At 71.9% G+C, this 10,816-nt stretch carries 11 protein-coding genes; 3 read left to right on the top strand and 8 right to left on the bottom strand.

Annotated elements, in window-relative coordinates; genetic code table 11:
- Positions 1-42: 42 nt before the first annotated feature.
- Positions 43-1,446 (bottom strand): NAD(P)/FAD-dependent oxidoreductase, encoded by a 1,404-nt coding sequence (locus K2224_RS40125; protein ID WP_221911994.1) that lies wholly within the window; start codon positions 1,444-1,446, stop codon positions 43-45.
- A gap of 495 nt (positions 1,447-1,941) precedes the next feature.
- Between K2224_RS40125 and K2224_RS40120 the strand changes: the two genes are divergently transcribed.
- A complete protein-coding gene (locus K2224_RS40120) occupies positions 1,942-2,859 on the top strand; it encodes a carbohydrate kinase family protein (RefSeq protein WP_221911993.1) in 918 nt (305 codons plus the stop codon).
- Between the two features lie 126 nt (positions 2,860-2,985).
- Here the strand turns inward: K2224_RS40120 and K2224_RS40115 are convergent, their stop codons facing one another.
- Genes K2224_RS40115 through K2224_RS40105 form a run of 3 tightly spaced genes read right to left on the bottom strand, consistent with a single transcriptional unit; the run spans position 2,986 to position 5,036 of the window.
- Positions 2,986-3,888, bottom strand: coding sequence for an SAM-dependent methyltransferase (locus K2224_RS40115; protein WP_221911992.1), 903 nt, complete (start codon positions 3,886-3,888; stop codon positions 2,986-2,988).
- A 10-nt stretch (positions 3,889-3,898) separates the two neighbouring features.
- A complete protein-coding gene (locus K2224_RS40110; RefSeq protein WP_221911991.1) occupies positions 3,899-4,162 on the bottom strand; it encodes a DUF397 domain-containing protein in 264 nt (87 codons plus the stop codon).
- A 7-nt stretch (positions 4,163-4,169) separates the two neighbouring features.
- Positions 4,170-5,036 carry a helix-turn-helix transcriptional regulator gene (locus tag K2224_RS40105; protein WP_221911990.1) on the bottom strand — a complete coding sequence of 289 codons (867 nt, stop codon included), beginning with the start codon at positions 5,034-5,036 and terminating at the stop codon, positions 4,170-4,172.
- Positions 5,037-5,172: 136 nt separating this feature from the next.
- Here K2224_RS40105 and K2224_RS40100 point away from each other — a divergent pair, with 136 nt between their 5' ends.
- Positions 5,173-5,646 (top strand): ATP-binding protein, encoded by a 474-nt coding sequence (locus K2224_RS40100; protein ID WP_260693869.1) that lies wholly within the window; start codon positions 5,173-5,175, stop codon positions 5,644-5,646.
- 62 nt (positions 5,647-5,708) lie between these two features.
- Here the strand turns inward: K2224_RS40100 and K2224_RS40095 are convergent, their stop codons facing one another.
- On the bottom strand, positions 5,709-6,509 hold the full coding sequence (locus tag K2224_RS40095) for an SGNH/GDSL hydrolase family protein (RefSeq protein WP_221911989.1): 801 nt from the start codon (positions 6,507-6,509) through the stop codon (positions 5,709-5,711).
- Positions 6,510-6,783: 274 nt separating this feature from the next.
- On the opposite strand from K2224_RS40095, the gene K2224_RS40090 reads away from it, so the two are divergent.
- On the top strand, positions 6,784-7,593 hold the full coding sequence (locus tag K2224_RS40090) for a tyrosine-protein phosphatase (protein WP_260693868.1): 810 nt from the start codon (positions 6,784-6,786) through the stop codon (positions 7,591-7,593).
- A 57-nt stretch (positions 7,594-7,650) separates the two neighbouring features.
- On the opposite strand, the gene K2224_RS40085 is transcribed toward K2224_RS40090, so the two are convergent.
- From K2224_RS40085 to K2224_RS40075, 3 genes are all read right to left on the bottom strand, one after another.
- Positions 7,651-9,033, bottom strand: a complete 1,383-nt coding sequence (locus K2224_RS40085) for an aspartate aminotransferase family protein (RefSeq protein WP_221911987.1) — start codon at positions 9,031-9,033, stop codon at positions 7,651-7,653.
- Between the two features lie 94 nt (positions 9,034-9,127).
- A complete protein-coding gene (gene hpnH, locus K2224_RS40080) occupies positions 9,128-10,153 on the bottom strand; it encodes an adenosyl-hopene transferase HpnH (protein ID WP_221911986.1) in 1,026 nt (341 codons plus the stop codon).
- Positions 10,154-10,158: 5 nt separating this feature from the next.
- Positions 10,159-10,815, bottom strand: coding sequence for a 1-hydroxy-2-methyl-2-butenyl 4-diphosphate reductase (locus tag K2224_RS40075; protein ID WP_221911985.1), 657 nt, complete (start codon positions 10,813-10,815; stop codon positions 10,159-10,161).
- Between the last annotated feature and the right edge of the window lies 1 nt (position 10,816).

Raw genomic sequence — 10,816 nt, 5'->3', positions numbered from 1 at the left:
GGCCGCGGCGGCGTCCACGGGAACGCCCCGCCGACCTCCTGGTCACGCCGCCTCCACCGCGACCGGCAGGCGCGGCAGGCCCGGGCGGCGCGGAAGGAGGACGGTGCGCAGGAGGACCTGCGGGGTCATCAGGCGGGCGGGCCCGGCGGTCAGGCAGAAGACGTCGCGGAAGGCGGCGCCGACGACCGGGTCGATGGCGGCGCGGGCGGCGAGCCGGTCGAGGTACCGCGTGGTCAGCCGCTCACCGAGGCCCGCCCTGGTCTCCGGCCCGCGGACGTAGGGGCGGTCCGCGCCGACCGCCGCCGTCCAGGCGGTTTCGGCGGAGCGGCTGATCGCCCGCTGGGCCCGGGCGAGGACGCCGGGCCCGAGGCCGCCGGCGGCGTCGAGGGTGTCCCGTACGGCCAGCGCGCCGAGCGCGGCCACCGACATGCCTTGGCCGTAGACGGGGTTGAAGGTGCAGGCGGCGTCCCCGAGGACGAGGAGGCCGTCGGGTGCGGCACCGGGGCGCTCGTAGCGGCGGCGACGGTTGCAGGTGTCGCGGAAGCCGTGCACCGGCGAGACCGGTTCGGCGCCGGCGAGCAGTTCGTGGACGCAGGGGTCGCCGACGGTGGCGCTGAACGCGGCGAACTCGGCCCCGTCCGTGGGCGGGTGGTGCCCGTGCACTCCGGACAGGGTCAGCAGCCAGTTGCCGCCCTCCACGGGGACGTAGGCGGCGCCGCGCGGGCACTCGGGCCGGCCGGGGACGTTGACGGCCACCCCCGGTCCGCCGTCCGGGTCGGCCGGTCGGTACATCCGGGTGGCATAGACGAGGCCGGAGTCGACGGTCTCCTCGTGCGGTGCCGCGCGGCCCAGGTCGGCGTACCAACGGGGCGTACGGGAGCCGCGCCCGGAGGCGTCGACGACCAGGTCGGCGTCGAGCACCCGGACCGCCCCGGCGGTGTGGTCGCCGTTGCGGACGCGGACCTTGACGCCGGTGACCCGACGGGCGTCGCCGGTGAGGCCGACGGCCGCGGTCGCCTCCAGGACCTCGACGCGGGTGGCCGGGTCGGCGGCGGCCAGTGCCCGCTCGCGGACCACGGCGTCCAGCACCGGCCGGGTGACGCTGAGCGTGGGATGCCGCCGCTCGTCGAAGCGGCGCTGCCAGCCGGTGGGTGTACGGGTGACCAGTTCGCTCGGCAGATACAGGCTGCGGGCCCCGGCATCGGCGAGCGCGGCGACCGTGCCGGGCAGCAGCCGGTCCAGCGCGCGCTGCCCGCCGCTGAGGAGGAGGTGCAGGTGGTGGGCTTGCGGGACGCCCTTGCGGAAGGCGTGGCCGGCCGGGTAGCGGTCGCGTTCGACGACCGTGATCGTCTCGACGTGGCCGCGCAGGGCGGTGACGGCGAGCATTCCGGCGAGTCCCCCGCCGATCACGACGGCGGTCCGCCCGCGCCCGGTGTGCTCCGCCATGCGTATCCCTTCGCCGCCCGGCCGTCCTGCCCCGCGGCCGGCCGTCGTCCCCGTCCCGGGGCCTGATCACTGGTGCGGCTCAGCCTCGGCGCCCGGGCGTGCCCGTGTCAACGCTCCGTTCCCCATCCCGATCGGTTCGAACGCCGCCCGGGCAACCTCCCTGCAAGCACGGCCTCCTGACGTCGTGTGGGGAGCGGCCCGGTCGGCGGGGCGGGAGCCGGTCGGGGCCGACCGGGAGCCGTCACCCGCTCGCCGCCGGCCTCCGCACACGGGTGATGGCGTTCCGGTCGCCCGCCCCTCCCCGCGCGTCGCGCCAGTCCCTAACATCCCGATATGAGGCGAGTGTGCGTCTAGACTCCCGACGGCGGGCGCACCGCGGCCGCGGCCGCTCCCACCAGCACGGGACCCCTCTCACCAGCAAGGGATTCAGGGACGCTTGTGACCTTCCAGCAGGTATCTGAGCCATATGACGTACTCGTCGTCGGCGGATCGGGCGTGGACACGATCGTGCGGGTCAGTGCGCTGCCCGTACCAGCCGCCGACAGCCATGCAGTGCCGCCCATCCGCGAATGGGCCGGGCACACCGGTACCGGGGTCGCGCTCGGCTGCGCGGCGCTGGGACTCACCACCGGATTCGTGGACTTCCTCGGCGACGACCCGCCGGGTGCCCTGGTACGCGAACGGCTGGCCGGCAGTGGTGTGGACTTCCGCCCGCTGACGTCGCCGCACGGCACCCGCCGGGCCGTCAACCTCGTCTCGCCCGACGGCCGCCGGATGTCCTTCTACGACCCGCGCGACCCGCTCGACCTGCGGATGCCGCCCGAGCACTACCTCCCGCTGCTCCGCCGCACCCGGCACGTCCACCTCTCCATCAGCCACTTCGCCCGCTACCTCTTCGACGACATCGAGGCGCTGGGCGTCCCCGTCTCCACGGATCTGCACGACTGGGACGGCCTGACCGAGCACCACCGGGACTTCGCGTTCCGCTCGGATCTGGTCTTCCTGAGCACGGCGGGAGCCGGTGAGCGGATCAGCTCGATCATGCGGGAGGTCCTGCGCGAGGGTCGTGCCCAGGCGGTGATCGCCACCGCCGGCGCGGGCGGCGCCTACCTCCTCACCCCCGAGGACCGCACCCCGCGGCTGGTGCCGGCCGCCGTACCGCCCGGCCCGGTCATCGACAGCAACGGCGCGGGTGACGCCTTCACCTGTGGTTTCCTCTACGGCCGGCTGTCGGGCCGGGATCTGGAGGAGTGCGCCCGGCTCGGTGCCGTGTCGGGCGCCCACGCCTGTACGTCGGCGGGTACCCACACCGCCCTCGCCGGTCCGGACGACCTCGGGGCCGCCGCGTCTCCCCCGCCTCCGCCGCCCCCGGTGCCGGCCGTCGAGGCCGAGGTCTCCCCCACCGGGGCATAGGCTCGTCCGCACCGCGGCGCCGGCTCGCGGCGCCCGGGCGGATCCCCCTGGCCGGCCGGACTCCCACTCCGGCACGGCCCCGCGGGGGCGGGGCGCCGGCGTCCGGCCCCGCAGGGCTCGGCCGTCTCAGCCCTTGCGGCCCACCACCCCGTAGAAGATGGTGTTGTTGAGTTCTTGCGGACCGGGCACCGGACCGTCCGGCCGCCACAGCGGCACCCGTACGACGCCTGGTTCCAGCGGGTCGAACGGCCCGAGGAGCGCCGCGACTTCGGCCTTGGTGCGCAGCGCGATCGGGGTGGTGGCGCTCTTGTAGACCTCCTCCACATGCGCCCGCGCGGCCTCGTCGACCCGGCCCTCGGCGTAGCCCTCGTACGGTTCGTAGGTGCTGTGCGAGAGCACCAGGTGGCTGCCGGCCGGCAGTGCGGCGCCGAAGGCGGCGAGCAGCGCGGCGGGGTTGTCGTCGTCCGTGAGGAAGTCCATCACGCCGCCGATCAGCAGCCCCACCGGCTGATCGAAGTCGATCAGTTCGCGCACCACCGGGTCGTCCAGGACGGCCTTGGGGGCGCGGAGGTCCCCCAGGGCGAAGGCGGTGCCCGGGTCGTTGGCGAGCCGGGCCCGGGCGTGGGTGGCGACGATGGGGTCGCTGTCGACGTACACCACCCGGGTCTCGGGGGCGGACTGCCGGGCCACCTCGTGGGTGTTGGGCGAGGTGGGGATGCCGATGCCGAGGACGAGGAACTGCCGGACGCCGGTGGCGACCACAGCGCGGACCGCACGCCGGCGGAAGGCGCCGTTGGCGCGGACACTGTCACGGACCTGCGGGTGCAGTTCGATGACGCGGTCGCCGGCGACCCGGTCGACCTCGTAGTTGTCCCAGCCGCCGAGGAAGTAGTCGTACATCCGGGCCGGGTGCGGGCGGCTGGTGTCGATCTCCTCGGCGGTGAAACCGAGGTGGTCCGGCCCCGGCGGGTACGGCCCGAACTCCGGCATGCCGTCGTCCCCCGCAGGAGGGCTGTGCTGGTCGTTCATGGCTCCTCCCTCAGTGCGCCGGACACGGCGCGGCGGAGAGCAGGAAGTCGGCGTGGCCGGCCTTCGCGCCCTCGATGAAACTGACCATCTCGCGGTGGGTGTAGATCAGTGCGGGACCGTCCGGGTCGGTGGACTGCCGCAGGGCGACCCGGCCGTCGCGCAGGCGCATGGCCTCGACGCACTCGCCGCCGTTTCCGCCGCTCCAGGGCTTGTGCCAGCCGTCCGTGCCCAACTCGTTGGCGGGCATGCCGTTGTAGATGCGTATGCGATCCATGGGGGGTTCAGATCTCCTTGCGAAAGCCACCCAGAATGGCCTCGGTGGTGTGTGCCGGCGCTGCTTGGGCACACATCCGGTCCAGGGCCTCCAGGAACTGCGAGACGTCGTTGCGCTGGTCGAAGTACACGCCTCCGACGAGGCTTTCCGCGTACGCGATGTCCGGGAGCTCCGGGATCGGGAAGCGGAAGATGTGGAACGGCCCGTACATGGCGGGGTGCGGGCCCGCGGCGAACGGCATCACCTGGAGCCGGACGTTCGGCAGCGAGGTGGCTTCCATCAGCCGGGTGATCTGGTCGCGCATCACCTTGGGTCCGCCGATGGGGCGCCGCAGCACGGTCTCGTCCATGACCGACCAGAGCATCGGGGCGTTCTCGCGGGTCAACAGCGCCTGGCGTTCCATGCGCAGGGCCACGATGCGGTCGATGTCGGCGGGGGCGGCGTGCGGCATTCCGGCGCGCAGCACGGCGGCGGCGTAGTCCTCGGTCTGCAACAGGCCGGGGACGTAATGCGGTTGGTAGGAGCGGACGAGGTTGGCTTCGCTCTCCAGACTGACGTAGGCGCTGAACCACTCGGGGAGGACGTCGCGGAAGCGGTGCCACCAGCCGGGCCGGTTGGCCTCGCGGGCCAGGGAGAGGAAGCCGTCGATCTCCTTCTGGTCGGTGACGCCGTAGGTCGCCAACAGCTTCTCGACGTAGGGGATCTTGAGGCCGACCTCGGCCTTTTCCATGCGCCGTATCGTGGCGTGCGTCACATCCAGTGCGCCCGCCGCCTGCTCGAAGGAGAGTCCCGCCCTCTCCCGCAGGTCCTGCAGTCGCTTGCCGAGCACCACCCGCAGGACGGTCGGTGCACCTGCAGACCGTGGGTCCGCCACGTCCGATCCCCTCCAACCAGCTTCAGTGTTCAGCAGTGTGTCATGCCGTCATCAGCTCGAACAGACTGCACTTTTAATTCTGCAAATTACAGAGTGATCCTTGCCAACGGTGAGCAACATCGCACATAGTTGTGTCGTGGCTTCCTACAAAAACGCTCCGTCGTTAGGGCGATGCGGCGGATTCCTCGCCCAGAGCCCGCAGGACGCGTTCCACTTGCCGGCGCGGCGCACGTCCGTGCCCGAGGCGCGCAAGCGCGTCAGCACGCTGCTGCGCGAGTGGGGCGCTGCCGAACAGGTCCGCGATGACGTGGAGTTGGTGGTCACCGAGCTGTTCACCAACGCGGTGCGGCACACCGACAGCGAGAAGGTCGGCTGCGAGATCATGGTCGTCGGCGCGCACATACGGATAGAGATCACCGACGAGGGCGGCTCGTGCGGCCCCGCGCCGCACGCCCGGCTCGGTTCCCTCGACCAGGAGGGCGGGCGTGGCCTGTTCCTGGTCGGTGCGCTCTCCGACAGTTGGGGCACCCGCCCCGACGACGGCGGCCGGGGCCAGGTGGTCTGGGCCGACCTGCCGTACCGCGCGGCGACCGCGACCACGACGCGCTGAAGGCCCCGCTCCGCCACGGGGGCGGCACGGGGCCTCGCGTACCGGTCTGCTGCCGGACGGGGTTACAGCGGCAGCAGGTCGGGCCGCTTGGGTGCGACGTCGTCGCCGGAGGAGACGCCGCGCAGCCGACGGCCGATCCACGGCACGAGGTGCTCGCGCGCCCAGTGGATGTTGTCCCGCCGCGCCTCGGCGGGGGTCCGCTCCGTCTCCGGCGGCCACGGCTGGTCCGGGTCGGCCGGCACCGCGAGGTCCAGCACCTGCGCCGCACGCAGCGCCACCCGGGTGTGGCCGTCGGCCGACAGGTGCAGCCGGTCCTCGCTCCATGCCCGGCGGTCCTGGACGGACTTCAGCGACCACAGGTCGAGCACCGGGCAGTCGTGCCGGTCGGCGATGGCCCGGACATGAGCGGTGTACGTGGCGATCTTGCCGCGCAGGTGCTTGAGGACCGGGACGCCCCGGGTGTCGAAACCGGTGCACAGCAGCACCGTCGGGACCGTTTCGCGGAGCGAGGCCACCGCCGCCTCGTAGCGCTCGGCCACCGCGTCCGGGTCCGAGCCCGGTCGCAGGATGTCGTTGCCGCCGGCACAGAACGTCACCAGCTCGGGGGCGAGCTGCTTCGCCCGGGGCACCTGCTCCTCGATGATCCGGTCCAGGAGCCGCCCCCGCACGGCGAGGTTCGCGTAGCGGAAGTCCCCCTCGTCCCGCTGGTCGGCCAAGAGAACCGCGAGCCGGTCCGCCCAGCCGATGTACGCCCCGTCCGGACCGGGATCTCCGACCCCCTCGGTAAAGCTGTCCCCGACGGCTGCGTACGACCCGATGGCGCGCTCCGCGCCGTTGCTGATGTTCTTCGAATCGTCTGCCACGTCAGGACATACTTCACCTTGAGAAGTGACCTACGCCACCGTAACCAGGGGTTGACGAGAGGTGATTAATACCACCGAGTCAAATTCTGCCCAAGTTGGAATAAGGATCGATCAGGAAGTGCTGTTTCGACGCCACGCGTAGGGCATCATGCGCGCCGTTGCGCCGGCGCTTCACGGCACTGCCACCTGATTGCGCATTGCACCAATGTCGTATCGTCGAAGAAACCCTGTCTCGTCGACGAGCAGCGTCGGCGGCCGACCCCGAGGAGCGCCCGTGACGCAGCAGACGCCGCAGGTCCCCCAGTCCCAGCCGAAGCTCGCGGAGGTGCGCAACTTCCGCGACGTGGGCGGGCTGCCGACCGTCGACGGGCGTCGCATCCGGCACGGACGGCTCTTCCGCAGCGGCCACCTCGCGCACGCCACCGAGGCGGACACCGCGTTCCTCACCGGCCTCGGGCTGCACACCGTCTTCGACTTCCGCAACGCCGCCGACATCAAGCTGGAGGGCCCCGACGTCGCCCTGCCCGGCGTGCGGAACGTCAACATCCCCCTCACCGACCCCGCCGACGGCGCGGAATTCTGGACGATGGTGCGGGACGGCGAGCTGGACCACCTCCGGGTCGCGCTCGGCGACGGCAAGGCCGCGGGCCGCATGGCCCGCACCTACCGCGACATCATCACCACCCGCACCGAGGATCACAGCCGGGTGCTGCACGCGCTGGCCGAGGACAGCGTGCCGGCGCTGATGCACTGTGCGGCCGGCAAGGACCGCGCGGGCCTGACCGTCGCGGTCACCCTGCTCGCGGTCGGCGTGGAGCGGGACGCCATCGAGGAGGACTACCTCAAGTCCAACGCCCCCGGCGGGCGCTACAAGGTCCGCCGCTCGGACAACTCCCCGGCCGGGATGTCGCCGGAGATCCTGGAGCTGCTCGCGCCGCTGTTCGGCGCGCACCTCGACTACCTCACCGCCGCCTTCGACGCGATCGAGGAGACCTGGGGCTCCACCGAGTCCTACCTCGCCGACGGACTGAAGCTCTCCCCGGCCGTCCGCGAGCAGCTGCGCCACCGTCTACTGACGGACTGACGACCACGGCGGGTCCCGTACGGGCTCCCGGGGCGGTGGCCACCGCCCCGGGAGCCGTCAGCGGTTGGCGACCGCCTGTTTGACCAGCGTCCGCCCGAAGTCCCACATCAGGCCGCCGCCGCTGTGGGCGTCGTCCATGACGGCGGTGAACGCCTCGACGAACCGGTCCACTTCCGGTTCCCCGATGATCAGCGGCGGAATCAGCTTGATGACCTCCAGGTGGTCGCCGGAGACCTGGGTCAGGATGCGGTGGCGCTGCAGCAGCGGCACCACGACCATCTGCGCGAACAGCCCCTTGCGGGCGGCTTGCAGCATCGTCCAACGGCTGCGCAGTCCAAGGGACTTGGGGCGGCCGAACTCGATGCCGATCATCAGGCCGCGGCCGCGCACCTCGTGCAGCAGCTCGTACCGGTCGACCAGCGCGGCCAGCCGGGAGCGGAGCAGCTCGCCGGTGCGCCGGGCGTTGGCGACGATCTCCTCGTCCGCCATCACCGAGAGCACCGCGAGGCCGGCGGCCATCGCCTGGGCGTTGGCGCCGAAGCTGGCGGAGTGCACCAGCACCCGGTCCATCGAGGAGTAGACCTTCTTGAAGATCCACTCCTTGCCCAGGGTGGCGCCGACCGGGACGTAGCCGCCCGAGAGGGCCTTGGCGACGCAGACCAGGTCCGGTTCCACGCCCTCCTCGTGCTGGTAGGCGAAGAAGTCACCGGTGCGGCCGAGGCCGGTCTGCACCTCGTCGGCGATCAGCAGGGCCTTGTGGCGGTGCAGCAACTCCTGGGCGGCGCACAGGAATCCGGGCGGGGCGACGGTGACGCCCTTGCCCTGGACGGGCTCGACGACGAAGGCCGCCACGTCGCCGCGCTTCAGCTCCCGCTCCAGCGCGGCCAGGTCGCCCATCTCCACGGCGGTGTCCGGCAGCAGCGGGGCGAAGCCGTCCCGGAAGCCGTCCTCGCCGTTGACCGAGAGCGAGCCGGTGGTCAGGCCGTGGAAGGCATGAGTGCAGTAGAGGACGCGCGGGCGGCCGGTGGCGTAGCGGGCGAACTTCAGGGCGGTCTCGACGGCCTCGGTGCCGCTGTTGCCGAAGAAGACCCGGTCCAGGTGGGGAGCGTGGCGCAGCAGCTGCTCGGCGAGGAGCCCGGGCAGCGGCGGGCAGTCGAAGCGGGTGAGGTCGGCGAGCTGGGCGTCGAGGACGTCGTGCAGGGCCTGGCGGACGACCGGGTGGTGCCGGCCCAGGCCCATCACTCCGAAGCCGGCGAGCATGTCGAGGTAGTCCTGGCCGTCGGCGTCGTAGAAGTAGGCGCCCTCGGCCCGTTCGTAGACCTTGTCGAATCCGATGGTGTGCAGCATCCGCGGGAGCTGGTGGTTCAGATGACGGCTGTGGAGTTCGTAGCGCTCGCCGCCGCGTTCGGCGAGCAGCCTGGTCAGGTCGAATCCGGTCACGGGGTGTTCTCCTCACGGGCGGCGGGCCGCGCCGCTCCACGCCGGGCCGGCGGCACCGGAAGGCTCCGGTGCCGCCGGCGCTCCGCTCGCCGCGTCATCCGCGATTGCCGCCGACGGTCTCCCTGGCTGCCCGCAGGGACTCCTTCAGGGAGCCCATGGTGGCCAGTACGGCGGTGGGCTCGTAGCCGCAGTGCGCCATGCAGTTGGCGCACCGCGGGTCCTTGCCGCGGCCGTACTTCTCCCAGTCGGTCTCCTCGATCAGCTCGCGGTACGTCGGGACGTAGCCGTCGCTCATCAGGTAGCAGGGGCGCTGCCAGCCGAAGAGGGAGTAGTTGGGGATCGCCCAGGCGGTGCACGGGAAGTCGGCCTTGCCCTCCAGGAAGTCCAGGAAGAGGGGGCTGTGGTTGAGCCGCCAGCGCTGCCGGTTGCCGCCGGCGAACGCCTTCCGGAACAGCTCCCGGGTCTGCTCGACGCCGAGGAAGTGCTCCTGGTCGGGGGCCTTCTCGTAGGCGTAGGCGGGCGAGAGCATCATCTCGTCGACCTTCAGGTCGTCGTTGAGGAAGTTGAGGACCTCGATGATCGTCTGCGGGGTGTCGGTGTTGAAGAAGGTGGAATTGGTGGTGACCCGGAAGCCGCGCCGCTTGGCCTCCCGGATGGCCGCCACCGCCTCGTCGAACACGCCCTCCTTCGCGACGGATTCGTCGTGGCGCTCCCGCATTCCGTCGATGTGCACCGCGAAGGCGAAATACGGCGAGGGCTTGAATTTTTCCATCTTCTTGCGCAGCAGCATCGCGTTGGTGCACAGGAAGACATACTTCCGGCGGGCCACCAGCTGTCGCACGATCTCGTCGATCTGAGGGTGCATCAGGGGTTCGCCGCCGGCGATGGAGACCATCGGGGCGCCGGACTCCAGCACCGCGCCCACCGCCTGGGCCACCGGCATCCGCTGCTTCAGCACTCCGGCCGGATGCTGGATCTTGCCGCAGCCCTCGCACTTCAGGTTGCAGGCGAAGAGCGGTTCCAGCTCGACAATCAGCGGGAACTTCTCCCGTTTGCGCAGCACTTTCTGTTCAAACAGATAGGTTCCTACCCGAATGGACTGCCGGAGCGGCATGGCCATCTGGCTCACCTCCTGGGGAGCAGCAAAGAACGGTGCCATTCAAAGAAAACAGGAAATACCGAGCGCAGCACGCGGAAGGCCTGTATTCCACCGCGTACCGTCCCGATGCGCACGAGTTCGTGTTCCGGGGCGTCCACGACCACCCGGACGGCGGCAACCGCGGGGCTGCCGCAGCGCACCGCCGTGCGGAGCGTGGCGGCCGACTCCATGTCCACCGCGATCGCCCCCTCGGCGTGCAGTGCGGCCCGCTCGGCGCCCCGGACGACGTGGTCGGAACCGCGCAGCAGACCGGCGTGCACCCGCAGCCCGCGCTCCCGCAGGGCGCGCACCAGGGGGCCGTTGTCCCGACAGGTCACGTCGAGGGCGCCGGGCCGGTGGTCCCGGGTGGCCTCGGCGACGATCACGTCCCCGGGCCGCGTACCGGGGGCCAGCCCGGCGCAGAATCCGCTGGCGACGACGGGGGAACCCGCCGTGGCCGAGCCGGCGCCCAGCGCGGCGGCCACGGCGCGTTCCGCGGCCTGCGGCCCCATGCCGGTGCGCAGGGTGACCACGGGCGGTGCGGCCGCCCCGTGGTCCCCGCCCCGCAACGCGAACCGTTCGATGCCGAGCGCACAGGCGACCAGCAGCGGCGGTTCCGCGTCCGGCGGGGGCCGTCTCGGCATG

The organism is Streptomyces sp. BHT-5-2 (assembly GCF_019774615.1).
GTDB lineage: Bacteria > Actinomycetota > Actinomycetes > Streptomycetales > Streptomycetaceae > Streptomyces.
Note: the sequence above shows the minus strand (reverse complement) of the source record. Positions and strands in the feature narration are given on the sequence as shown.

Bases quoted from the DNA above. Each gene is read 5' to 3' on its own strand.
- K2224_RS40110 (WP_221911991.1), bottom strand. From the start codon at position 4,162: ATGGATCGCATACGCATCTACAACGGCATGCCCGCCAACGAGTTGGGC.
- K2224_RS40075 (WP_221911985.1), bottom strand. From the start codon at position 10,815: ATGCCGAGACGGCCCCCGCCGGACGCGGAACCGCCGCTGCTGGTCGCC.
- K2224_RS40115 (WP_221911992.1), bottom strand. From the start codon at position 3,888: ATGAACGACCAGCACAGCCCTCCTGCGGGGGACGACGGCATGCCGGAG.
- K2224_RS40125 (WP_221911994.1), bottom strand. From the start codon at position 1,446: ATGGCGGAGCACACCGGGCGCGGGCGGACCGCCGTCGTGATCGGCGGG.
- hpnH (WP_221911986.1), bottom strand. From the start codon at position 10,153: ATGGCCATGCCGCTCCGGCAGTCCATTCGGGTAGGAACCTATCTGTTT.